This is a genomic window from Ensifer sp. MJa1 (assembly GCF_037026475.1).
In the GTDB taxonomy this organism is placed as follows: Bacteria; Pseudomonadota; Alphaproteobacteria; order Rhizobiales; family Rhizobiaceae; genus Ensifer.
In genome coordinates this window covers 102744-128298 of sequence record NZ_JAKUMO010000008.1, presented here as the reverse complement: position 1 = coordinate 128298, position 25555 = coordinate 102744, and the positions used below count along the sequence as shown (strand labels likewise).

At 63.2% G+C, this 25555-nt stretch carries 14 protein-coding genes; 7 read left to right on the top strand and 7 right to left on the bottom strand.

Features of this window, described 5'->3' with window-relative positions:
• Window positions 1-68: 68 nt before the first annotated feature.
• Window positions 69-1490, bottom strand: coding sequence for an FAD-binding oxidoreductase (locus MKZ91_RS13395; protein WP_336171351.1), 1422 nt, complete (start codon window positions 1488-1490; stop codon window positions 69-71).
• 10 nt (window positions 1491-1500) lie between these two features.
• Complete coding sequence (gene hglS, locus MKZ91_RS13390) at window positions 1501-2901, bottom strand: 2-oxoadipate dioxygenase/decarboxylase HglS (RefSeq protein ID WP_336171350.1); 1401 nt, start codon at window positions 2899-2901, stop codon at window positions 1501-1503.
• A 113-nt stretch (window positions 2902-3014) separates the two neighbouring features.
• Here hglS and MKZ91_RS13385 point away from each other — a divergent pair, with 113 nt between their 5' ends.
• From MKZ91_RS13385 to MKZ91_RS13375, 3 genes are all read left to right on the top strand, one after another.
• Window positions 3015-3908, top strand: a complete 894-nt coding sequence (locus MKZ91_RS13385) for a LysR family transcriptional regulator (protein WP_336171349.1) — start codon at window positions 3015-3017, stop codon at window positions 3906-3908.
• Window positions 3909-4268: 360 nt separating this feature from the next.
• Window positions 4269-12896 (top strand): cyclic beta-(1,2)-glucan synthase, encoded by an 8628-nt coding sequence (ndvB, locus tag MKZ91_RS13380; RefSeq protein WP_336171348.1) that lies wholly within the window; start codon window positions 4269-4271, stop codon window positions 12894-12896.
• Between the two features lie 256 nt (window positions 12897-13152).
• Window positions 13153-14307: an OpgC family protein gene (locus MKZ91_RS13375; RefSeq protein ID WP_336171347.1), complete on the top strand. Its 1155-nt coding sequence runs from the start codon at window positions 13153-13155 to the stop codon at window positions 14305-14307.
• A 30-nt stretch (window positions 14308-14337) separates the two neighbouring features.
• On the opposite strand, the gene MKZ91_RS13370 is transcribed toward MKZ91_RS13375, so the two are convergent.
• A complete protein-coding gene (locus tag MKZ91_RS13370; protein WP_336171346.1) occupies window positions 14338-14970 on the bottom strand; it encodes a LysE family translocator in 633 nt (210 codons plus the stop codon).
• 158 nt (window positions 14971-15128) lie between these two features.
• Window positions 15129-16886: a glucan ABC transporter ATP-binding protein/ permease gene (locus MKZ91_RS13365; protein ID WP_336171345.1), complete on the bottom strand. Its 1758-nt coding sequence runs from the start codon at window positions 16884-16886 to the stop codon at window positions 15129-15131.
• Window positions 16887-17272: 386 nt separating this feature from the next.
• Here MKZ91_RS13365 and MKZ91_RS13360 point away from each other — a divergent pair, with 386 nt between their 5' ends.
• Together MKZ91_RS13360 and pyc are read left to right on the top strand one after the other, a co-directional pair.
• Window positions 17273-18013 carry a helix-turn-helix transcriptional regulator gene (locus MKZ91_RS13360; protein WP_336171344.1) on the top strand — a complete coding sequence of 247 codons (741 nt, stop codon included), beginning with the start codon at window positions 17273-17275 and terminating at the stop codon, window positions 18011-18013.
• Between the two features lie 117 nt (window positions 18014-18130).
• Window positions 18131-21589: a pyruvate carboxylase gene (gene pyc / locus MKZ91_RS13355; protein WP_336171343.1), complete on the top strand. Its 3459-nt coding sequence runs from the start codon at window positions 18131-18133 to the stop codon at window positions 21587-21589.
• A gap of 190 nt (window positions 21590-21779) precedes the next feature.
• On the opposite strand, the gene MKZ91_RS13350 is transcribed toward pyc, so the two are convergent.
• From MKZ91_RS13350 to MKZ91_RS13340, 3 genes are all read right to left on the bottom strand, one after another.
• Window positions 21780-22541, bottom strand: coding sequence for an amino acid ABC transporter ATP-binding protein (locus MKZ91_RS13350; protein WP_336171342.1), 762 nt, complete (start codon window positions 22539-22541; stop codon window positions 21780-21782).
• The gene (locus MKZ91_RS13345; protein WP_082616163.1) at window positions 22538-23218 is read right to left on the bottom strand and encodes an amino acid ABC transporter permease; all 681 of its coding nucleotides are present in this window, start codon (window positions 23216-23218) and stop codon (window positions 22538-22540) included. The genes MKZ91_RS13350 and MKZ91_RS13345 overlap by 4 nt, the downstream gene beginning before the upstream one ends.
• Before the next feature lie 106 nt (window positions 23219-23324).
• Window positions 23325-24098: an amino acid ABC transporter substrate-binding protein gene (locus tag MKZ91_RS13340; protein WP_336171341.1), complete on the bottom strand. Its 774-nt coding sequence runs from the start codon at window positions 24096-24098 to the stop codon at window positions 23325-23327.
• A 274-nt stretch (window positions 24099-24372) separates the two neighbouring features.
• Between MKZ91_RS13340 and MKZ91_RS13335 the strand changes: the two genes are divergently transcribed.
• Together MKZ91_RS13335 and MKZ91_RS13330 are read left to right on the top strand one after the other, a co-directional pair.
• The gene (locus MKZ91_RS13335) at window positions 24373-25158 is read left to right on the top strand and encodes a DeoR/GlpR family DNA-binding transcription regulator (RefSeq protein WP_336171340.1); all 786 of its coding nucleotides are present in this window, start codon (window positions 24373-24375) and stop codon (window positions 25156-25158) included.
• Window positions 25155-25538: a VOC family protein gene (locus MKZ91_RS13330; RefSeq protein ID WP_336171339.1), complete on the top strand. Its 384-nt coding sequence runs from the start codon at window positions 25155-25157 to the stop codon at window positions 25536-25538. Before MKZ91_RS13335 ends, MKZ91_RS13330 begins: the two co-directional genes overlap by 4 nt.
• The last annotated feature ends 17 nt before the right edge of the window (window positions 25539-25555 follow it).

Genomic DNA, 25555 nt, shown 5'->3' with positions numbered 1-25555 from the left:
TTTAGATCATTCGTTGGAGCGGAATGCGGGCGGAAAACCGCACACGCTTTTCCTCAATCCACTCTGGCCTATCCGAAACGCACGCTGCCGAGTTTGCCCGGTGAGGTCAGCGTCTTCAGGCCCGCGGCCATATCCTTGAGTTTGTCTGGCGTATAAAAGTCGTAATAGGCCTGATTGCGGCGGCCGATCGCATGTTCCGCGCTGAAGCTGCCGTGATACTCCTCGACGGCGACGGCGAAAACCCATTCGCGAAGCCGCGGTTCGAAGGTTTCGTCCTTGAGAAGCGGGCTGTCCTTCGGAACGACGAGGTTGAAGTGCACGCCGCCGTCGCCGATATGGCCGAAATCGCAGACGGTCACATCGGGGAATTTCGAGGGCATTTCGGCCTTCATATGGTCGCAGAAGGCCATGATGTCACCCCGGCGGAAGGAGACGTCGAAGGCGATCAGCTTGCCGAGATGCTTGACGCCCTCGGACAGCGCGTGGCGCAGCGCCCAGATTTCGTGTGGCGGGCCGACGAAGGCATCGGCGAGCGGTGCCTCCTCCATCTCCCAGATCTCGGCGAGTGCGGTCTCAAGCACGGCGTCGAGCGATTGCTCGCCTTCACGCGGGGCCCAGGTGCGGCTGATCTCGGCTAGGATGACGTAATCAGGCACGTTACCGCCCTGGAACGGGTTTTTCAGAGACGGCACGTGGGCAAAGGCGGCCCTGACGGAATTGCTCGACATGCCCTCGAAGGCCGAGAGATAGGCGCCGAGGCGCTCTTCCATGGCCCGCAGCAGCGGCAGCACCTGCGCGCCACTTGCCGGAACCAGCAGCGCGGTCGCGGTCTGCTGCGGCAGGCGCTCGAGGTTGAGCACACACTCGGTGACAATGCCGAAGGCGCCTGACGTGCCGACGAAAAGCTGTTTCCAGTCGACGCCGGTGTTGTTCTTGCGCAGGTCACATTGCAGGTCGAGCACGGTGCCTTCGGCGTCCGCCAGCACGACCTTGAGGCCGAGCGTATTGCGGCGTACGTCGCCATATTTCAGGAAGCGCGAGCCGCCGGTGTTGGTGGCGATCATGCCGCCGATGCGCGGGTCGGCACCAAGGTCGATCGGGAAGAACAGCCCGTGCTCTTCCAGCCGCCGGTTGAGATCGGACAGCCGGAAGCCGGCATCGAGACGTACCGAACGGTTGTCGAGGTCGAGTTCGAAGCGCTTCGCCAGCCGGTCGAGGCTGAGCACGGCTTCATCGCCGGACTGATCCGGGGTCGAGCCGGAGACAAGCCCGGTGTTGCCGGATTGTGGGATCAGCGCGATGCCGTTCGCCACGCAATAGGCGACGGCGGCGGAAACCTCCTCGGTCGTCGCCGGCCGTAGCACGAGCGATGTCCGGCCGCGATCATAGCGCGCGCCGGTCTCGTAGGCTTCCAGATCTTCCGGACGCGTGACGACACCCTTGTCTCCAAGGATGCCGGCGAGCGCGTCGATGTGCCGTTGGTCGATCATGGGGTAAGCATCATTCCGCAGCGATGGCACCGGTCAAGGCCCGGATGCAGTTTTCGATCGAAGCCTGTTCGATCCCGGCATAGTGGTCGAACTCGTTGAGAACTGTGGCGCCGAGATCGCTCTCGAAGCGCTTCTGGTTCGGGCTGGCAACGAAGTCCTGCTGGGCGCTGTCGCCGAGGTTCGACTGGAAGATACCTGCGGCGCTGACCGGCAGGAAGTCTTCGTAAACGATGGCGTCGAACTGGACGAGGCCGTCGGCGATCAGCGCTTCGATGTCGCGCTTGGCGGAAATCCCGGCCTTGCGGCCCTTTTCCGTCAGCGAGTAGCTGAAATAGCCGAGCCCGGCTTCGCGGATGCCTGCCCAGGTGTCCGGGAAGGGCTCGAAAGCCTTGGCAAGGGCTGCTTCGTATTCGCGGGCATTGGAGCCGTCGGCAGCCGGGCGGACGATCTTGCGCGAGGCGTCGAGCAGGTCGTCATAGAGCGCGCGGCCCTTCGGCGTCAGCGCTATGCCGCGCTGTTCGATCTCGCCGAAGCGGGCGGTGTGCGAACCGGCCTTCCAGGTGCCGTCGGCATCCCTAAAGGAAACCGGCTCTTCCAGCGCCTTGAACGAAGTCTGGCGAAGCAGGATCGGGCACTTACGGGTCGGCGGGCCCTCGACGACGGCCTTCGGGGCAATCGCATATTCCGGCATCAGCGCCTGCACCTTGTCGATGTCGAGCGTGCGCGGCGTCAGGTGGTTGATGTGCGGGCCCTTGAAGGAAACGACATCGGCGATCAGGCGGTGGGCGTCATGCAGGCGCTTGTACATGTCGGCGCTGACATTGGCCTTGTCGTGCCAGCGGAAGGTTTCAAGCACTTCCGAGACGAAGCGCTCGGCCTCCGCCTTGTCGAGGCCGCCGTCGCGTTCGGCCTTTTCCGTCAGTTTCACGGCGCCGGCTGTGAAGATATGGCGCGCGGAAAGGACAATCTCGGCTTCGGCACGCAACGCTTCGTCGGCAATCAGGTCGAGGCGCAGCAGCGAAGTGAAGACGCGGAAGGGGTTGCGCTTCAGCGCGGTCTCGCCGACCGGGCGGAAGGCGGTCGAATGAACCGGGACGCCGGCGGTCGACAGATCGTAGTAACCGACCGGGTACATGCCCATGACGGCAAAGACGCGGCGCATCATCGCAAGTTCGGCCGGCGTGCCGAGCCGGATCGCGCCGTGACGCTCTTCGGAAATGCGATCAAGCGAGTCAGTCGCGTCAAGACGCTCCTTCAGGGCCGGGTCGGCGGCGAGCGCATCGTCGTTTACCTTGGCAACCAGCTCCATCAGCGTGCCATAGGCCGGCACCTCTTCGCGGTACATGACCGACATGGCGGCGGAAAAGGCCGAACGGATGTCATCGGCCGATACGAAACTATTCTCTTTCACTGGGGCTCGCCTCGCGCTATGGGTGAAGGACAAGGTCATTCTCATTTCGGATGATATCCGATCGAACTGGCCATTGATCGCGTTGCTTCTGACTATGTTGATGCGAGGGCGGAATGAAGTTGAGCCGCAGGCTGGTTCCCGACGTAACGACGCTGCAGGCGTTCGAGTGCGCGGCGCGACATGGCAGCTTCACGCAGGCCGCGGCCGAGCTGAACCTGACCCAGAGTGCCGTCAGCCGCCAGATCAAGGATCTCGAAAACCAGCTTGGCGTGCTCCTGTTCGAGCGCGTGCGCCAGCGCGTGATCCTGTCGGATGCCGGACAGAAGTTCCTGCCCGAGGTCCGGCGCCTGCTCAACCAGACCGAGGAACTGATGGTGCGGGCCATGGCGTCGGCGCGGGCGGACTCGACGCTGTCGATTGCATCGCTGCCGACCTTCGGTAGTCGCTGGCTGGTGCCGCGGCTTCCCGACTTCCTCAAGCGCCATCCGGACACGGTGATCAACATCGCCTCGCGCTCGGCGCCGTTCGATTTCGAGGAACAGAATTTCGACCTCGCCATTCATTATGGCCAGCCCGTCTGGGCGCGAGCGACTTGCAGCTACCTCTGCAGCGAGATCATCGTGCCGGCCGCAAGTCCCGCCATGCTGGCAGCGCATCCGGTTGCATCCCCGGAAGATATCGTCACAGGGCCGATGCTGCATCTCGCCACCCGGCCGAAGCTCTGGGCGCAATGGTTCGAGGCCAACGACATGGACGGGAGGGGCGCCTATCGCGGCAACCGTTTCGACCAGTTCGCCATGGTGATCGAGGCGGCGACCGCCGGGCTCGGTTTTGCGCTTTTGCCACGCTACCTGATCGAGCAGGAACTGGCCGCGGGCACCTTGCAGATCGTGCTGGATCGGCCGATGCAGACGGAAAACAGCTACTATCTTGCCGTGCCCGAGGGCAAACTCGAGAACCCGATCAGCCTTGCCTTTCGCGAGTGGATTACCGAGCAGGTGGGCTGATACCGCTCGCGCTTTTATTGATTTCGAGGGAACCTTCCTCGTCGCTTCACGTTTGACATCGTCTGCCATACGCGATGAGGCCTGGAAGGGGGCATTTGAAATAGCTGGAACTACGTGCCATCGGGGCGCGCGCGGCGGCCGGTTTGGGGCCGAAACGCCTGTGCGCAATTCGTCCAAACTTACATGAGCAATCCTTGCAAGCTGTTGGCACCACGGCTAAAAAATGCCATTTTCATGCATCACCGCGGCCTTGAAAACCAATGCGCCGCCGGCTTTGCAATCTCCGATGCCCAGTCGCGGGCGGTGCCTGTTGCCGCCAGTTCCCGGTTTCCCGGGAGATGACGGTGGATGGGAGGACACATGACCGTGTCTAGCAACGCGCCGGCTCAGCCTGATTTCTCAGGTCCGCAGCCAACCCGGCACCCCAACGAGGGCCGGGCCGATCAACCCCGGTTGGATTCAGAACCCGTACCCATGCAGCTTCAAACTACGCCGCCCGCCTCTTCCCGCGAACCGGAAGCGAAGCAGATCGATTACAACGATTCGATCCGTGCAACCTTCTTCTCGATGGAGGACCTCCGGCAATGCGGTGAAGACCTCGCATTGAAGGGCGTCTCTTCGCTGCCGGGCTTCTTTCCGTTCGAGTTCCGGCCGCGGCACCGCGAAAACGAGAACGAGATCCTGCGGGTCTACCGGGCAACGGCTGCAGACGTGGAGGCCGGGGCGACGATCACGCCGGCCGCCGAGTGGCTGCTCGACAACCATCACGTCGTCGAAGAGGCGATCCAGGAAGTGCGGCGCGATTTCCCGCGGCGGTTCTATCGTCAGCTTCCGACGCTGTCGGTTTCTGGAACGGTCATCCCGCGTACCATGGCGCTTGCCTGGCTCTATGTCGCCCATACCCACAGCACGGTGACGCGTGAAAGCATCACGGCGATGGTTGAAGGCTTCCAGAAGCACGAGACCTTCAAGATCGGTGAACTCTGGGCGCTGCCGTCGATCCTGCGTTTCGTGCTGATCGAGAACCTGCGTCGGATCGCCATCCGCGTCGAGCGTTCGCGCGGCATGCGCCGCAAGGCAAACGACGTCGCCGACCAGATTATCCGTCTGAACGACCCAGAAAAATGCCGGGCCCTGCTCGCCGAATCGGAGGCGCTGGCGGCCGACAACACCTTCGTAGCGCAGCTGCTCTACCGCATGCGGGACGGCTCTCAGACCTCGGGTGCCGTGATCGCCTGGATCGAAGAGCGGCTCGAAAAGCGCGGCAGCGACGTCGAGAGCGCGCTGGTTGCCGAGCAGAACCGCCTGTCGTCCGGCAACGCGACGATGAGCAACATCATCCGCTCCTTGCGCGAGATCGACGACACCGACTGGGCGGTCTGGTTTGAAAGCGTCAGCAAGATCGATGCGGCGCTGCGCGAAGGCTCCGACTATGCGGCGCTCGATTTCGGCTCGCGCAACAAGTATCGCGACACGATCGAGAAGCTGGCCCGCCGCTCCGGCCACAGCGAATACGAGGTGACCCAGATCGCCGTCGAGATGGTTCGCGAGGCTGAAGCCGCGGCTGAGACCGAGGCGCCGCTGCAGGAGCCGAATGTTGGCTCCTTCCTCGTCGGCAAGCAGCGCAAGATGCTTGAAAACAAGATCAACTACCGACCGTCGCTGCTGCAGACGATCATCCGCTTCAGCCGCAAGCTGGACTGGTTCGCGATCGCCGGACCGAACATTCTTCTGACCATCCTGGCGATGATCGCCGTCTACTCCTTCGTCAGCCCGATGGATATTCCAAGCGGCGCGAAGCTGATCATGTTGCTGCTCTTCGCACTGCCGGCCTCGGAAGGCGCGATGGGGCTGTTCAACACGCTGGTGACATTGTTCGTCAAACCGTCCCGGCTTGTCGGCTACGAGTTCATCGACGGCATTCCCGAGCACGCCCGTACCCTCGTCGCCGTGCCCTGCCTCATCTCCAAGCGCGACCATGTCGACGAACTGGTGCGCAATCTCGAGGTGCATTACCTCGCCAATCCGCGTGGCGAGATCTATTTCGCGCTCGTCAGCGACTGGGCCGACAGCAAGGTCGAGGAATCCGGCACCGATACGGACGTTCTCGACTACGCCAAGCGCGAGATCGCCCAGCTCTCGGCGCGTTACGCCTATGACGGCAAGACCCGCTTCTATCTGCTGCATCGCCGCCGGCTCTACAACGAGCAGGAAGGCGTGTGGATGGGCTGGGAGCGCAAGCGCGGCAAGCTGCACGAGCTGAACATGCTCCTGCGTGGCGACCGTGACACCTCGTTCCTGCAGGGCGCCAACATGGTGCCGGAGAATGTACAATACGTCATGACGCTCGATTCCGACACGCGCCTGATGCGCGATGCGGTAACGAAGCTCGTCGGCAAGATGTATCACCCGATCAACCGTCCGGTGGTCGATCCCGAAACTCAGGACGTTATTGCCGGCTATAGCCTGCTGCAGCCGCGCGTGACGCCGTCGCTGACCACCGGCAGCGAAGCCTCGGCCTTCCAGCGCATCTTCTCGGCCAACCGCGGTATCGACCCCTACGTCTTCACCGTTTCCGATGTCTATCAGGACATCGCCGGCGAAGGCAGCTTCACCGGTAAGGGCCTCTATCAGGTCGACGCCTTCGAGGCGGCGCTGAAGGGCCGCATCAAGGAAAACGCCGTTCTCAGCCACGACCTGCTCGAAGGCTCCTATGTGCGCTGCGCACTTGTGACCGACGTCGAGCTCGTCGAGGATTTCCCGACCCGCTACGAGGTCGAGATGTCGCGTCAGCACCGCTGGGCGCGTGGCGACTGGCAATTGCTGCCCTACATCTTCAATCTGTCGAACGGGCTGTCGATGCTCGGCCGATGGAAGATGTACGACAACCTTCGCCGCTCGCTGATCCCGCTCGCCTGGCTCGTCGCGTCCGTCATGGGCTGGTACTACATGCAGCCGACCGAAGCGCTGATCTGGCAGATCGTGCTGATCTTCAGCTTGTTCGTGGCACCGACCCTCTCGCTGATCAACGGCCTCTTGCCACGCCGAAACGACATCGTGGCCCGCGCCCATCTTCATGCTGTGCTGACCGAAATCCGCGCCGCCAATGCGCAAGTGGCGCTGCGTATCGTCTTCATCGCCCACAATGCGGCGATGATGGGTGATGCGATCGTACGCTCGCTCTACCGCACTTTCGTCAGCGGCAAGCTGATGCTCGAATGGCGCACGGCCGCGCAGGTCCAGAGCGCCGGCCACGGCACGATCGGCGACTACTACCGCGCCATGTGGATCGCGCCGGCGCTGTCGGCGATCTCGCTGGCGCTTGCAGCGGTTTCAGACACCGGCCTGCCTTTCATCGGTATTCCCTTTGCACTGCTCTGGGCGTTGTCGCCCGCTATTGCATGGTTCGTCAGCCAGTCGGCAGAAACCGAGGACCAGCTTGTCGTCACGGACGAAGCGATCGAGGAAATGCGCCTGATCGCCCGGCGCACCTGGCGCTACTTCGAGACCTTCGTGACCGCCGAGCAGCATTACCTGCCGCCGGACAACTTCCAGGAAACGCCGCAGCCGGTGCTCGCCGAGCGGACGTCGCCGACCAATATCGGCGTCTACCTGCTGTCGGTCATGTCGGCACGCGATTTCGGCTGGATCGGCTTTGAAGAGACGATCACACGCCTAGAGCAGACGATCTCCACCCTCGACCGCCTGCCGAAATACCGTGGCCACCTGTTCAACTGGTATCGGACGAACACGCTCGAAACCATGGAGCCGCGCTATATCTCGGCGGTCGACAGCGGCAACCTTGCCGGCCACCTGATCGCCGTCTCGTCGATGTGCCGCGACTGGGCCGAGGCGCCGTCGGCGCACGTCCAGGGCAGCCTCGATGGTATCGGCGACGTCGTCGCGATCCTTCAGGAGGTGCTGCGCGACCTGCCTGACGACCGCAAGACGGTGCGGCCGCTGCGCCGCCTGATCGAGGAGCGCATCGTCGGCTTCCAGAACGCGCTCGCCGCGGTCAAGCGCGAGCACGAGTTCGCCTCGATCCGAGTGATCAATCTCGCGGTGCTTGCGCGCGACATGCACAAGCTCACGGTCAATCTCGATCACGAGGTGCGCACGCCGCAGAGCGGCGAAGTGACGAAATGGGCCAACTCGCTGGTGACCACCTGCGAAGCTCATATCGCCGATGGCGTCTTTGATCTTAGCGCCATCGAGGCGCTGCGCCAGCGCCTGCTGGTGCTCAAGGATCGCGCTCGCGACATCGCCTTCTCGATGGACTTCGGCTTCCTGTTCCGGCCGGAACGGCGGCTGCTGTCGATCGGCTTCCGGGTCAACGCCAACGAGCTCGACGAGGCCTGCTACGACCTTCTGGCTTCCGAAGCCCGCCTGACCAGTCTGTTCGCCATCGCCAAGGGCGACCTGCCGACCGAGCACTGGTACAAGCTCGGTCGGCCGATCGTGCCGATCGGCGCCCGCGGCGCGCTGATCTCCTGGTCCGGCTCGATGTTCGAATACCTGATGCCGCCGCTGGTGATGCAGGAGCGGCAGGGCGGTATCCTCAACCAGACCAACAATCTGGTCGTGAAGGAGCAGATCAATCACGGCCGTCGTCTGGGCACGCCGTGGGGGATTTCGGAAGCCGCGTTCAACGCACGCGACCACGAACTCACCTACCAGTACACCAACTTCGGTGTGCCGACGCTCGGCCTGAAGCGTGGCCTTGGCCAGAATGCGGTCATTGCGCCTTACGCCTCGATCCTTGCCTGCATGTATGACCCAAAGTCGGCGCTCGCCAACCTCGCACGCCTGCGTGAAGTCGGTGCGCTTGGCGCATATGGCTACCACGACGCCGTCGACTTCACGCCGACGCGCGTGCCGGACGGCCAGAAATGCGCCGTCGTGCGCAACTACTATGCCCACCACCATGGCATGTCGATCGCGGCTGTCGCCAACGTCGTCTTCAATGGCCGACTGCGTGAGTGGTTCCACGCCGATCCGGTGATCGAGGCGGCCGAACTGCTGCTGCAGGAAAAGGCGCCGCGCGACATCCCGATCATGAATGCCAAGCGTGAGCCGGAATCGGTCGGCAAGGGTCAGGACGACCTTCTGCGTCCGGAAGTCCGCGTTATCGAGAACCCGCTGGCACAGGACCGCGAGACGGTTTTTCTCTCCAACGGTCACTACTCGGTGATGCTGACGGCCAACGGCGCCGGCTATGCCCGCTGGAATGGCCAGGCCGTCACCCGCTGGAAGCCCGACCCGGTCGAGGACCGCACCGGCACCTTCATCTTCCTGCGTGACACGACGACGGGCGAATGGTGGTCGGCGACATCGGAACCGCGACGTGCGCCTGGCGAAAAGATGCTGACCCGCTTCGGTGATGACAAGGCCGAGTTCGTCAAGACGGTCGGCGATCTCACCAGCGAGGTCGAATGCATCGTCGCCACCGAACACGATGCCGAAGGGCGTCGCGTCATCCTGCTCAACACCGGCACCCAGGATCGCTTCATCGAAGTGACCTCCTATGCCGAGCCCGTGCTTTCGACCGATGAGGCCGACAGCGCCCATCCGGCGTTCTCGAAGATGTTCCTGCGCACGGAAATCAGCCGTCGCGGCGACGTCATCCGCGTCAGCCGTAACAAGCGCAGTGCCGGCGACCCCGACATGGAAGTCGCCCATCTCGTCACCGACAATGCCGGCAGCGACCGCGATACGGAAGCAGAGACCGACCGTCGCCGCTTTATCGGCCCGGGCCGCACGCTTGCGGAAGCAGCCGCTTTCGATGCCGACGCGGTGCTTTCGGGAACGCACGGCTTCACGCTCGATCCGATCATGTCGCTGCGCCGCGTCGTTCGCGTGCCTGCCGGCAAGAAGGTGAGCGTCGTCTTCTGGACGATCGCAGCACCAAGCCGCGAAGAGGTCGATCGCGCCATCGATCGCTACCGCCATCCGGAAACCTTCAACCAGGAGCTCATCCACGCCTGGACCCGCAGCCAGGTGCAGATGCGCCATGTCGGCGTGACCTCGCAGGAAGCAGCCAGCTTCCAGATGCTCGGCCGCTATCTCGTCTATCCGGACATGCATTTGCGTGCCGATTCGGCGACCGTGCAAGCGGGCCTCAATTCGCAGACGAAGCTCTGGCCGCTGGCGATTTCCGGCGACTACCCGATCTTCTGCCTGAGGATCAACGACGACGGCGATCTCGGCATCGCCCGTGAGGCGCTGCGCGCCCAGGAATACCTGCGCGCCCGCGGCATCACCGCCGATCTCGTCATTATCAACGAGCGGGCCTCGTCCTATGCCCAGGACATGCAGCACGCGCTCGATTCCATGTGCGAAAACCTGAGGCTGCGCGGCCTCTCCGACGGTCCGCGCCAGCATATCTTCTCGGTACGACGCGATCTCATGGAAGCGGAAACTTGGTCGACGTTGCTGTCGGCCTCGCGCGCCGTCTTCCATGCCCGCAACGGCACGATCTCCGACCAGATTGCCCGCGCCAACTCGCTCTATTCGCCGGCACCGGTGAAAGGCTCCGAAAAGACCGCCGAGTTCTCAGGCCCGCTGCTGGCAGCGCCGCAGGAGAACGCGGATGCCGTTCCGGCGGAAATCAAGGGCGACGGTCTTTCCTTCTGGAACGGCTTCGGCGGTTTTGCCGAAGGCGGTCGCGAATATGTCGTGCGTCTGCGCGGCGGCGAAGCGACGCCGCAGCCCTGGATCAATGTCATTTCCAATGATGGTTTCGGCTTCCACATTGCGGCGGAAGGCGCTGCCTATTCCTGGAGCCGCAACTCGCGCGACTACCAGCTCACACCCTGGACCAATGACACGGTCGTCAATCGTCCGGGCGAGGCGATCTTCATCCGCGACATGGTAAGCGGCACGGTCTCGACGCCCTATGCGGCGCTCTCGCGCCGCCGCTCCGTCGTCTTCGAGACGGCGCACGGGCTCGGTTACTCGACCTTCCGCAGCACCCAGGACGATCTCGAGATCGAGGTCACCCAGACGGTGCATCGCAGCCTTCCGGCCAAGCTCGTGCGTGTGTCGATCCGCAACCGTGCGGCATCGGCGCGACAGTTGCGGCTCTACGGCTACAATGAGTGGGTGCTCGGCAACAACCGCGCCCGCTCGGCACCCTTCGTGCTTTCCAAATGGGACGAGACGGCCGAGGCGCTGGTGGCAACCAACCCCTACAGCATCGATTTTGCCGGCCGCTCTGCCTTCTTCGCGGTGGAGGGTGGTCAGGGCGCCGACCACACGGCGAGCCGTCGGGAGTTCCTGGGGGCGATCGGCGGCATCCTGGTGCCGCAGGCGGTCATTTCGGGTGCGGAGCTCTCGGGTTCCGTCGACGTCGATGGCGACCCTTGCGCTGTGCTCGCAACCGATCTCGTGATCGAGCCCGGTGCCGAACGCCAAGTCACCTTCTTCCTTGGCGATACCGATACGGAGGACCAGCTTCGCGCCATCATTGCCGAATTGCGTGAGACCGCGTTCGACACCGTGCTCGAGGCGAACAAGACGTTCTGGCGCGATTTCACCGACATCGTGAAGGTCGAAACGCCCGATCCGGCCTTCAACGCGATGGTGAACCATTGGCTGCCCTACCAGAGCCTGGGCTGCCGCATCATGGCGCGTTCGGCCTTCTATCAGGCAAGCGGTGCCTTTGGTTTCCGTGACCAACTGCAGGACACGCTGGCCTTCCTGATCCATCGTCCGGAGCTTGCGCGTGCGCAGATCCTCAACGCTGCCTCGCGGCAGTTCACCGAGGGTGACGTGCAGCATTGGTGGCTGCCTGGAACAGGGGCCGGCGTGCGCACGATGATCTCCGACGACGTCGTCTGGCTCGCCCACGCCGTGACCCGCTACAACACGGTGACCGGGACTTCCGACCTGCTTGCCGAGCGCCTTGCCTTCATCAAGGGGCCGGCGCTGGAGGAGGGGCAGCACGACGCCTTCTACAAGCCGGAGATCTCCGAAGAGGTCGGCGACGTCTACGAACATTGCGCCCGGGCGCTCGATCTTGCGGTCAAGCGGACCGGTGAGAACGGCTTGCCGCTGTTCCTCGCCGGCGACTGGAACGACGGCATGAACCGGGTCGGCGAGGCGGGCAAGGGCACCAGCACCTGGCTCGGCTGGTTCCTGGCCGGCACGCTGCGCGGCTTCTTGCCTTACGCTCGCGAGCGCAAGGACGAGGCTCGCGTCACCCGCTGGGAGGCGCATCTCGAAGCTCTGAAGACGGCGCTCGCCACGGCCGGCTGGGACGGTGATTACTATCGCCGCGGCTATTACGACGACGGCACGCCGCTCGGCACGAGCGAGGCGCTGGAATGCCGGATCGATTCGATCGGCCAGTCCTGGAGCGTACTCTCGGGCGAGGGCGACGAGCAGCGTTCGCTGAAGGCGATGGATGCTGTCATGGCGGAACTCGTTGATCCCGACCAGCGCATCGTGCGCCTGTTCACGCCGCCACTCGAACGGACGTCGCAGGATCCGGGCTACATCAAGGCCTATCCGCCCGGGGTGCGCGAGAACGGCGGTCAGTATACCCACGCGGCCACCTGGGTGGCTCTCGCCTTTGCCGAACAGGGCAGGGCGGAGGAGGCCTGGCGCGTGTTCCAGATGCTGAACCCGATTTCGCATGCCCAAAACCGCGAGGCGGCGGAACACTACCGCGTCGAACCCTATGTCGTGGCCGCCGATATCTATGGCGAAGGCGACCTGGCGGGACGCGGCGGCTGGACCTGGTATACGGGTTCTGCCGGCTGGCTCTATCGCGTCGGCATCGAGGGTATCCTTGGCATCCGCAGGCAGGGCGACAAGCTGGTCATTCGACCGGTGCTGCCGGCTGCCTGGGACGGATACTCCGCAGAGGTGACGCTCAACGGGGCGCGGCACAAGATTTCAGTGCAGCGCGACAAGAAAAGTGGCGAGCCGATCGTCAGCGTAAACAACAGTGTCACAAAAAACGCGCATGAAGGCATTTTGCTGTAACGGCCGGTATGGATGACAGGATGAAACCGGCTTTGTTCCCGCAAGGGCAAAGCCGGTTTTTCTTTGCGCAGGCACCGGCGGTACGACCTCGAAGGCCGGGTGTCGTGTCAATTCAAGCTGCGACCCCGCGCGTTTCAAGCTGTGCGGTGTGCCGCTCCTCATGGTGCCGGCCATTCCGTCTGACGGACGGTATCGGCCGCCGGCGCCCGTTTCAACAGGGATGGGGCGGGGCGCCAAATCCTGGAAAACGGACTGCATGCTGCAAAAGACATTTCAGGGTCGCGTGAATCCCACGCAGACCCGGATGGTTCCAAGGGAGCGCGACACCCGCCTCGACGTCTTCAGGGCGCTGTGTCTGCTGACGATCTTCGTCAATCACGTTCCCGGACAATATCTCGAATATCTGACGCACAAGAACTTTGGCTTTTCCGATTCCGCCGAGGCTTTTGTGCTGATCTCCGGCCTCTCGGTCGGGCTCGCCTATGGCGGCAAATTCGTCGCCGGCGGTCGGCTGGCGATGACACTGAAGATCTGGCGCCGTGCGCTGGCACTCTACATCGCCCACATCATGACCAGCATCGTCACGCTGGCGATCTTTGCCGGCGGCGCACTCTATTTCGGCAGGCAGGACCTGATCGGCGAAATCAATATCCGCCCGATGGTGGAGCAGACCGAACAGGGCATCGTTGCCATGGTGCTGCTCGGACATCAGCTTGGCTACAACAACATCCTGTCGATGTATGCGGCGCTGTTCCTGATGCTGCCGGCCATCCTCTGGCTGAACGGCATCAGCAAGAAACTGCTGCTGCTTTTATCAGCTGCCCTGTGGCTTGCGGCGGGCATCTTCAAGTTCGTGCCGTCCAATTTCCTCGACGAGGGCTACTGGTTCCTCAACCCCTGGTCCTGGCAGTTTCTTTTCGTCATCGGCGTCGTCATGATGACCTATCTACGCAATGGCGGATCGCTGCCGCGATGGCCCTGGCTGGTCGTTCTTTCGGGCCTCTATCTGGCGGTCTCCGCAGTCTGGGTGCTGTTCTCTTTCTGGAACATCGACCTCTCCTTCGGCCTTCCCGCCGTCTTGACCGGCTTTGACAAGACTTTCCTTTCGCTGCCGCGGCTCCTGCATGTGCTGGCACTCGCCTATATCATCGCCGTAACACCCCGGATCAGCGGTCTCGCTAAACTCGAAAGCGATCGTCCGCTCGCCGTCGTCGGCCGCCATTCGCTGGCCGTCTTCATCTTCGGGACGATCCTGGCGATGGCTGGCCAGGTGCTTTTGTTCGTCACCGGGCGCAACCCGATCATCGGCAGCCTCTTCGTCCTCTTCGGCATCGGGCTGCATTTTGCCTACGCTTACTATCTCGAATGGCTGAAGGGGCTGACAGCGGCAAAGCCGCTGCGGGCGACGTGAGGCACGCCGCCCGCAGGCTTGCAGCCTTGGCTAGTTTCTGGCGCCGAGCGCGAGGCGGCACGCTAGCCCTGCGAAAACGCCGGCGAGCAGATACTGCGGCAGCTTCGGGAAGCGGCTGAAACCGGACAGACGCCGGCGGATATGGCTGCCGGCAAGGATGACCGATCCGTTCACGAAGAGGCCGATCCCGTTCAGTATCGTCGCGAGCAGAAGCATCTGCACGACCATCGACCCGCTATCAGGTTTCACGAACTGCGGGAACAGCGCGAGCACGAAGAGGGCCATCTTCGGATTGAGGATGTTCGTCATCAGGCCCTCCCCAAAAATCCGCCGGGCTGAACGTCGCTTGAGCGTCGACGTCGGCGCAGCACTCGATACCTCCGCGCGGATCGTCTTGTAGGCGAGGTATAGCAGGTAGACGCAGCCCGCCCAGCGCACGACCTCGTAGGCAATCGGCACGGTCACGAACAGCTGGGAAAGGCCGAGCGCCGCAGCGAGCGCGTGGCAATAGGTGCCGAGCGCGATGCCGGCATAGGTGAGGAACCCGGCTGCGCGTCCCTGGCTGATGCTGCGCGAGGCGATGAGCAGCATGTCAGGCCCGGGGGTAGCGGTGAGCACGAGGCTGGCCGCGGCGAAAAGTGCAATGGTGGAGATGTCCGGCATGGTGATTCCCTTGGAATTGAAGCCGGAATTCCGGTCTACCAACATTTCTTGCAATGACAAGGCCGCTGGAAGCGGCGTTGGCAGAAAGCCGGAAACAAAAAAAAAACCACCCGCTCTGTAGCGGGTGGATTGGAAATCGGTACATCTTGGCGGGTGACTTACGCCGCCGTGTGGCTCATGCGGACGTCCTCGTCCGTCAGGATGCCGCTGGCGCGAAGCAGCGCTGCAAAGCGGCCGTTGCTCTGGCTGAGCTCGTTGAAGCCGCCCATTTCGACGATGCGGCCCTGATCCATGAAGATCACCAGATCGGCCTCGCGCACCGTCGACAGGCGGTGGGCGATGATGAAGGTCGTGCGGTTCTTGCGCAGCGCATCGATCGCATCCTTGACGCGGGCCTCGGTCTCGACGTCAAGCGCGCTGGTCGCCTCGTCGAGCACCAGGATCGGCGCGTTCTTGAGGATGGCGCGGGCGATCGCCACACGCTGACGCTCGCCGCCCGACAGGCGGTTACCGCGTTCGCCGACCAACGTGTCGTAGCCGGTCGTGCGGCCTTCGATGAAGTCGCAAGCGGCAGCAGCTTCCGCGGCGGCCATCACTTCCTCGATCGTCGCATCGTCGCGGCCAAGGCGGATGTTGTCCGAGATCGAACGGTTCATCAGGCCCGCATCCTGGAAAACGGTGGCGATCGAGCGGCGCAGCGACTTGCGCGTCACCTTCGCGATGTCGGTGCCGTCGATCAGGATCTGGCCGTCGCGCGGATCGTGGACGCGTTGCAAGAGGTTGACGAGCGTCGTCTTGCCGGCGCCGGTCGGGCCGACGATGGCGATCGTCTGGCCGGCCTTGGCGGTGAACGAGACGTTGTGCACGCCCTGGTTCGTGTTGGCAAAGTCGAAGGAGATGTTGCGGAACTCGACTTCGCCGGCAACGGCAGGCAGTTCGGTCGCACCAGCCGGTTCGTCGCGTTCGCGCACGGCGTCTTCGAGCGTGAAGAAGTCCTCAAGCTTGGCGCGGGCTTCGAAGATCTGCGTCACAAAGGCCTTCATCTGGTCGAGGCGACCTATCAGAAGGTTGGCAAAGCCGATGAAGGCGATGACTTCGCCGACGCCAAGTTCGCCGCGCTGCACCAGCACGGTGCCGATGACGAGGATCGCCATCATCGAGATGGTCGAGGCGACGCGGTTCAGGGCACTTGCGAGCGCCCACCAGTCGAGCACCGGGAACTGTGCGGAGATCAGCCGCTCGGTGAACTTCTTCAGCTCGCGGGTTTCAGCTTCGATGCGGTTGTAGCTGTGCACGACCGAGACGTTGCTGATGGCGTCGGAGACGTGGGAGAAGACCGTGTGATAGTGGTTCTCGACCGAAGCCTGGCCTTCCTTGGTGCGGCTCATCACCACCTTGCTGATCAGCACGTAGAGTGCGCCGAGCACGACGAGGACCAGCGACAGGCGCACGTCCATGGCAAAGGCGGTCGGAACGAGCAGCACGAGCGCAACGGCGGTCGCCAGGTGCTGGCGCATGAATTCGAGCCAGAGGCCGAACAGGGTTTCGCAGGCACGCAGCAGCGTGTGCAGCGCGTTCGAGGTGCCGCGCTGGCTATGCCAGGCGAGCGGCATGGAAACGATACGGCCGAAGGCCTCGGTCAAAAGCGTGGCGCGGCGGCCATGGGCCAGCCGGTCCGCCTCGCGGGCGACCAGAACGAAGGCGACGGTGTTGAAGACACCGAGACCTGCCCACATCAAGAGCATCGGCGTGACTTCGCCCTTCGACGAGATGGCGTCGATGATGCGGCCGAACAGGATCGGTTCGGCAATCGTGATGACGGCCAGAACGACGTTGGCGAGCACGATCGCCGAGACACGGAACTTGTGAACCGCAAGATAACTGAGCGCTCTTGCATACACCTGGAACAATGACACTTGTCTCACCCCTTCCGGGTACCGGATTTGACGCGCCGCAGTCCTTCTGCGGCGGATGCACCTGCGACCTCGAGGCTCGAAATGCGGATTTCAAATTCCGCTCCCAGACACTCGGGGCCGCGCTGAGACGGTCTTTGGCGACAAAGAAAAGCCGTAGCCGGACGCATGGACAGCCACTCGTTTTCCCGTTTCACGCTTAAGCGCGCTTGGCGAGAATATTCATAGTCTGCTATCTGTCGTGCCCAACTCCGATTTCTTGCATATTTCGCATAAGACCGGGCGTGGTATGACGGATTATCGCGGGTGCAACATGAATGGTCGCTGAACGGTGCCTTTATGTCCGGATCCGGAATCGCGACCGTCTGCATCGACCTGGAAGGTGATCCATGAACATTACGCTGCTCGTACAGTTTCTCGCGCTTCTGGAGGAGATGAAGACACGCGAGGAAATCATCCCGGAATTCGAGCGCCTGCTCGACCGCTGCGGCTTCGACTTCTACGGCGTCGTCCGGCAACCAAAGCCACACGACAATCCGCTGAGGCTCTTGCTCGCCGGTCGCTGGCCGGAAGGCTGGCCGCAGATCTACATCCGCAAGAAGTATGTAGTGATCGACCCGACCATTCGCTACCTCGGCCATGCACAACGCGGCTTCCGCTGGCGCGACACACTGTTTGCCTTCCGCTCCGATCCGCATCGCAAGCGCATGGAAAGCATGATGATCGAGGCGCGCAACCACGGTCTCTACGATGGTTACATCTTCCCGGTACATGGCCGGCGCGGCCTGCTCGGCAACCTGACGGTCGGTGGCCGCGTCGTCGATCTGAGCCCGGTCGAGGTCAGCCTGTTCGACGCCATCGCCAAGCGGCTGTTCTGGAAGTTGCTGGAATTGACCGATCCGGAGGTCTCGGCCGAACTCGGCTCACGTGTCGAGGTGCAGATGACGCGGCGCGAGATGGAAGCGCTCAACTATCTCGCCGACGGCATGACATCCAACGACATCGGCAAGGTGCTCGATATTTCCAGCCACACGGTCGACTGGTACATGAACGGCATCCAGGAGAAGCTCAAGGCCAAGAACCGTCACCACGTCGTGGCGATCGCCTTTAGGCTGGGTTTGATCTCCTGACGCAAAGGCAATCGGTTTCCTGTCGTATCTGAAATTGCGCTCTGCTCGGTGACTCGCTAATACTTTATTTCGCGGGTGCAGCATTTCCCGCAATATCAAGTCATTGAGGAGACCGACTTGCCTATCTCGAAGATCCTTGTTGCCAACCGTTCTGAAATTGCCATCCGCGTTTTCCGCGCTGCAAACGAACTCGGTCTGAAAACGGTCGCGATATGGGCTGAAGAGGATAAACTCGCGCTGCACCGCTTCAAGGCGGACGAAAGCTATCAGATCGGCCGTGGTCCGCATCTTGCCCGCGACCTCGGCCCGATCGAGAGCTACCTGTCGATCGACGAGGTGATCCGCGTCGCCAAGCTTTCCGGCGCCGATGCCATCCACCCGGGCTACGGCCTGCTTTCGGAAAGCCCTGAATTCGTCGACGCCTGTGACGCCGCCGGCATCATTTTCATCGGTCCGCGCCCGGCGACCATGCGCCAGCTCGGCAACAAGGTGGCAGCCCGCAACCTCGCCATTTCCGTCGGCGTACCGGTGGTGCCTGCCACCGACCCGCTGCCGGATGACGAGAAGGAAATCCATCGCCTGGCCGCCGAGATCGGCTATCCGGTCATGCTCAAGGCCTCCTGGGGCGGCGGCGGACGCGGCATGCGCGCCATCCGCGACCCGAAGGACCTGATCCGCGAGGTGACCGAAGCCAAGCGTGAGGCCAAGGCCGCATTCGGCAAGGACGAGGTCTATCTCGAAAAGCTGGTCGAGCGTGCCCGCCACGTCGAAAGCCAGATCCTCGGCGACACCCACGGCAATGTCGTGCATCTCTTCGAGCGCGACTGCTCCATCCAGCGCCGCAACCAGAAGGTCGTCGAGCGCGCACCGGCGCCCTACCTTTCGGACGCACAGCGCCAGGAACTGGCCGATTATTCGCTGAAGATCGCCAAGGCGACCAACTATATTGGCGCCGGCACGGTCGAGTATCTGATGGATGCGAACACCGGCAAGTTCTACTTCATCGAGGTCAACCCGCGCATCCAGGTCGAGCATACCGTCACCGAAGTCGTCACCGGCATCGACATCGTCAAGGCGCAGATCCACATTCTCGACGGCGAGGCGATCGGCACGCCGGCATCGGGCGTGCCTGACCAGGCGAATATCCGTCTCAACGGCCACGCCTTGCAGTGCCGCATCACGACAGAGGATCCGGAACAGAACTTCATTCCGGACTACGGCCGCATCACCGGCTACCGCTCGGCCGCCGGCTTCGGCATCCGGCTCGATGGCGGCACGGCCTATACCGGCGCCTACATCACCCGCTACTACGATCCGCTGCTGGTCAAGGTCACGGCTTCCGGCAGCACGCCTCAGGAAGCGATCAGCCGCATGGACCGGGCGCTGCGCGAATTCCGTATCCGCGGCGTCGCCACCAACCTGACCTTCCTCGAGGCGATCATCGGCCACGAGCAGTTCCGCAACAACACCTATACGACCCGCTTCATCGATACGACGCCGGAACTGTTCCAGCAGGTGAAGCGCCAGGACCGTGCGACGAAACTCTTGACCTATCTCGCCGATGTCACCGTCAACGGCCATCCGGAAGCGAAGGGCCGTCCGAAGCCGTCCGCGGACGCGGCAAAGCCGGTCATACCGTTCATCCAGGGTGACATCCCCGCCGGTACGAAGCAGAAGCTCGACGAACTCGGGCCGAAGAAGTTCGCCGAATGGGTGCGGGGCCAGAGCCAGGTGTTCCTGACCGACACGACCATGCGCGACGCCCATCAGTCGCTGCTTGCGACCCGCATGCGCACGCACGACATCGCCCGGGTCGCCGGCACCTATGCCCGTGCCCTGCCGCAACTGTTCTCGCTCGAATGCTGGGGCGGTGCGACCTTCGACGTTTCCATGCGCTTCCTCACCGAAGATCCGTGGGATCGTCTCGCGCGCATCCGCGAGGACGCGCCGAACCTGCTCCTGCAGATGCTTCTGCGCGGCGCCAACGGCGTCGGCTACAAGAACTACCCGGACAATGTCGTCAAATACTTCGTCCGCCAGGCGGCCAAGGGCGGCATCGACGTCTTCCGCGTCTTCGACTGCCTCAACTGGGTCGACAACATGCGCGTGTCGATGGAGGCGGTTGCCGAGGAGAATCGCATCTGCGAGGCGGCGATCTGCTATACCGGCGACATCCTGAATTCGGCGCGCCCGAAATACGATCTGAAGTACTACACGGCCCTTGCCGCCGAGCTTGAAAAGGCCGGCGCGCACATGATCGCCGTCAAGGACATGGCGGGCCTCTTGAAGCCGGCCGCAGCCCGGGTGCTGTTCAAGGCGCTGCGCGAGGCGACGGACCTGCCGATCCATTTCCACACGCACGACACCTCGGGCATTGCGGCCGCGACCGTGCTTGCCGCGGTCGAGAGTGGCGTCGACGTGGTCGATGCGGCGATGGATGCGCTGTCGGGCAATACCTCGCAGCCCTGCCTCGGCTCGATCGTCGAAGCGCTGAAGGGTTCGGACCGCGATCCTGGCCTCGATCCCGAATGGATCCGCCGCATCTCCTTCTATTGGGAAGCGGTGCGCAACCAGTACGCCGCCTTTGAAAGCGACCTCAAGGGACCAGCCTCGGAAGTCTACCTGCACGAAATGCCGGGCGGCCAGTTCACCAACCTCAAGGAACAGGCCCGTTCGCTGGGGCTCGAAACCAAGTGGCACCGCGTCGCCCAGGCCTATGCCGACGCCAACCAGATGTTCGGCGACATCGTCAAGGTGACGCCGTCCTCAAAGGTGGTCGGCGACATGGCGCTGATGATGGTCTCCCAGGACCTGACGGTCGCCGATGTCGAAAACCCCGCCAAGGACATTGCCTTCCCGGATTCGGTCGTCTCGATGCTGAAGGGCGATCTCGGCCAGCCCCCGGGCGGCTGGCCGGAAGCACTGCAGAAGAAGGCGCTGAAGGGCGAGAAGGCCTATACCGCCGTTCCCGGTTCTCTGCTGCCGCCGGCCGATCTCGATGCGGAGCGCAAAGCGATCGAGGACAAGCTCGAACGCAAGGTCGACGACTTCGAGTTCGCCTCCTACCTGATGTATCCGAAGGTGTTCACCGACTACGCGGTTGCCGCCGATACCTACGGGCCGGTCAGCGTGCTGCCGACGCCGGCCTATTTCTATGGTCTGGCCCCGGGCGAAGAACTGCAGCCGGAGATCGAGAAGGGCAAGTCGCTGGTCATCCTGCACCAGGCCAAGAGCGAACCGGACGAGAAGGGCATGGTCAAGGTGTTCTTCGAACTCAACGGCCAGCCGCGCCTGATCAAGGTTCCGGATCGCAACCGCAGTGCGACGAGCGCCGTGCGCCGCAAGGCCGAGGGCGGCAATGCCGCGCATCTCGGCGCGCCGATGCCGGGCGTCATCTCGACCGTCGCCGTTGCCGCCGGTCAGGCGGTCAAGGCTGGCGACGTGCTGCTTTCGATCGAGGCGATGAAGATGGAAACGGCGCTGCACGCCGAGAAGGACGGCACGATCGCCGAGGTGCTGGTGCGCGCCGGCGACCAGATCGACGCCAAGGACCTGCTGATCGTCTACGAGGCCTGAGGCCTTCATCATTGCAAACAGAAGCGGCCGGGTTTTGCCCGGCCGTTTGTTTTTGCGAGGTTGCTGTGAATGCGCTCGGCTCCGGCCACGCCTCTGTCATCCTCGGGTCAAGCCCGAGGATGACGATCGAGAGGGATGTCGTTCCTCGCCCGCTACGCGAGAGAGTTGTCAAGCCAATCGCCCCGCGCGCCTAGATCTCGTAATCGTGCGGAGCGCTCAGCGACGCGATGAACTTCTTGGTGCGTTCGCGCTCGGGCGTCGAGAAGATCGCCTTCGGCGCGCCGCTTTCGACGATGAGGCCGCCGTCGAGGAAGATCACCTTGTCGGCAACGCGCGAGGCGAGCCTCAGATCGTGGGTCGCCATCACCATCGTCGTGCCTTCGCGGGCAAGCCGGCTCAGGACTTCGACCACTTCTTCGGCCAGTTCCGGGTCGAGCGCCGAGGTCGGCTCGTCACAGAGCAGCACGCGCGGCGAGGGGGCGAGCGCCCGGGCGATCGCCACGCGCTGCTGCTGGCCGCCCGACAGCGTCGCCGGCCAGGCGTCCGCCTTGTGCGCCATGCCGACCTTTTCCAGGAGTTCCATGGCGCGCGCCCTTGCCTTGTCCGCGGGCCATTTCAGCACGGTGACGAGGCCTTCCATGACATTGCCGAGCGCCGTCTGGTGCGGAAAGAGCTGGAAGTTCTGGAACACCATGCCGGTCTGCCGGCGCAGGCGCTGGATGGCCGCCCAGCCGACCTTGCGGCCCGGCAAGAAATCGAGCTTCTCGTCGCCGAGCCGGATCGAGCCGGACGTCGGGATCTCGAGCAAGTTGATGCAGCGCAAAAGCGTGCTCTTGCCGCCGCCGGAAGGGCCGACAAGGGCCGTCACCGTACCCTCGGCAAGCGTGACAGAGATGTCCTTCAGCACGAGATTGTCGCCGAAGCGCTTTTCGATGTGGGAGAGCTCGATCATGCGCGTGCCTCCAGGAAGCCGCCATAGCGGGCGAAGCGTCGTTCCAGCCTTACCTGAAGGGCCGAGAGCACGGAGCTCATGGCAAGGTAGATCAGCGCCGCCAGGATATAGAGGATCAGGGGCTCGTAGGTGGTGGCGACGATGCGCTGCGCCGTCTGGAACATCTCCGGCACGGTGATGGCGGCGGCAAGCGAAGTGTCCTTCACCAGCGAAATGAAGGTGTTGGATAGCGGCGGCACGGCAACCCGGGTCGCCTGCGGCAGGATGGTGCGGCGCATCGCCTGGCTCCAGCTCATGCCGATCGAATAGGCGGCTTCCCATTGGCCGCGCGGCACCGAGGAGATCACCGCGCGGATGATCTCGGAGGTGTAGGCGCCGACGTTCAGTGAGAAACCGATGAGGGCGGCGGTGAAGGCATCAAGCAGGATGCCGGCGCTCGGCAGGCCGTAGAAGATCACGAACAGCTGGACGAGCAGCGGCGTGCCGCGGATCACCCAGACGTAGAACCTGGCGATCGCGACGACCGGCGCCGGCCCGAACAGGCGCGCAACGGCGGTGGCGAGCCCGAGGATCAGGCCGAAGATGAACGAAAGCAGCGTCAACGGGATGGTGAAGGTGAGGCCGGCCCACAGCAGGGACGGCAGCGAATCCAGCATGAGTTGGAGCCAGGTGGGCAAGGGGCGGGCCTTTCAAAAAGCGCGATCCGCCCCGGGGACCGGAACGGATCGCTTTTCATAGCCGAGAATGGCGGGTGGTAAAACCGGCCACCAAGTCGGTCGGAACTTACTTCGAGACGTCGGCGCCGAAGTACTTCTGCGAGATCTTGTCGTAGGTGCCGTCAGCCTTGATGTCGACGAGCGCCTTGTTGATCGCTTCGAGAAGCTCGGGCTCGCCCTTGCGGATGATGATGCCGGAGAAGTCGGCGTCGGCCTGTTCGGCAGCGATCTTCACCGGTGCGTCCGGCTTCTTCTTCTTGAAGTCGAGGAAGGAGAGGCTGTCGTTGATCGTCGCATCGGTGCGGCCGGTCAGAACGAGCTGGATCGACTGGTCGAAGCCGTCGGTGCCGACGAGCTCGGCGCCGGATGCGGTTGCGAGCTTGCCGAAATTGCTGGTCAGCGACTGGGCGGCATTCTTGCCCTTGAGATCGGCAAAGCCCTTGATCTCTTCGTTGTCGGACTTAACGATCAGCACGGCCTTGGAGGCAATGTAGGGCTCGGAGAAGTCGTATTTCTTCTTGCGCTCCTCGGTGATGCCGACCTGGTTGATGACCGTGTCGTAACGGTTGGCGTCGAGGCCGGCGATCAGACCGTCCCATTTGCCTTCGAGGAACTCGGCCTTGACGCCGAGCTTTTCCGCAACCGCCTGGCCGATCTCGACGTCGAAGCCGACGAGCGCGCCGGAGGCATCATGATAGGTGAAGGGGGCATAAGTGCCCTCGGTGCCGATCTTGAGCACGCCGGCGGACTTGATCGCGCCGAGGTTCTCACCGGCCTGAGCGGAGGAAAGGGCGGCAACCTGCATCAGAGCAGCGGCAAACAGCGTGGGGAGGAGTTTCATCGTGATTTTCCATCTTCTTTCTGGCCCGGCCCGTCGTCCGGATTGAGCGGACAATCGCATAAAAGATCGGCGATCTGAGCGTATAAAACACCAATTCCTGAGCATTTTGATGAAGAATTTTCCTCAAAACGTCGCCGAGCGCGGGCAAAAGCCACGGTTTGCGCGATTTTCCCGGCTTGCCTGGTCGGAGCCGTTCCAGGACTTGAAATCGGTTTCAAAAGTCGATATGCACATTTATAGCGATTCATACACGTTTATGCACGATTGGTAAATGATGTCGGGTGAACTCCTCCTTCGCGAGCGAAAGACGCTGATCCAGGAGCGGCTGAAGGCCAATGGCCGGGTGCTGGCGGCGGAAATCGCCGCCGAGCTCCATGTCTCTGAAGACACGATCCGCCGGGACCTCCGGGAGATGGCGGCGGCCGGTCTCTGCGAGCGCGTCTATGGCGGTGCTCTTCCGGTCGTGCCTGCGGCACATCGCACGTTGGTCGAGCGTGTGGCGATGGCGCCGGAGCGCAAGGCGGCGCTTGCCCGCGCGGCCGTCGGCCTGATCAAGCCCGGCATGACCGTGTTTCTCGATGCCGGTTCGACCAACCTTGCGATTGCTCAACTGATCGAGCCTGAGCAACGGGTCACCGTTGTTACCAATACGCCACTGATCGCCGCCGCCCTTATGGAAAAGCCCGGAGTCGATCTCATCCTGCTGGGTGGTCCACTCAACCGTGCGGTCGGTGCGGCGATCAGTGCGCGGGCGCAGCGCGATGCGGAGTTGCTCCGTCCCGACCTCTGCTTTCTCGGCACCTGCGGCGCCGATGCGCAATTGGGTCTGACGGCGATCTATTTCGAGGATGCGGAATTCAAGCGACTGATTGCCCAGCAAAGCCGCCGCCTTGTTGTCGCCATCACCAACGACAAGCTCGGCACGGCCGCCGCCCACGGGATCGTCGACATCGACGGCAAGGCGACATTGCTGCTTGAGGCGGACGCGCCGGCTGAACACCGCGCGGCGTTCGCGGCAACAGGCGCAGACATTCTATTGACGGGAGGGACCGAGCAATGAGCATTACCCATGTGGCCATCTGGACCCGCGACCTCGAGACGATTGCCGGCTTCTGGTCGACGTTCCTTGGCGCCGAGGTCGGCGAGATCTACGAAAGCCGGCGGCGACCGGGCTTCCGTTCGCGCTTCCTGACGCTCGGCGACGGCCCGGCGATCGAGATCATGGAAGGCCCCTGGGTTGCTCCGGGTGATCCGGCGCAAGAGCGCGTGGGCCTGGCCCATGTGGCGCTGTCGCTTGGAAGCGAGCAGGCGGTCGATGCCATGGCCGCGCGCGCCGAGGCGGACGGAATTTTGATCGCAAAGCCGCGCTTCACCGGTGACGGCTTCTACGAGGCAGTCCTTCGCGACCCCGATGGCAATCTGATCGAAATTACTGTTTGAGCCGGCCGATCCGGCGC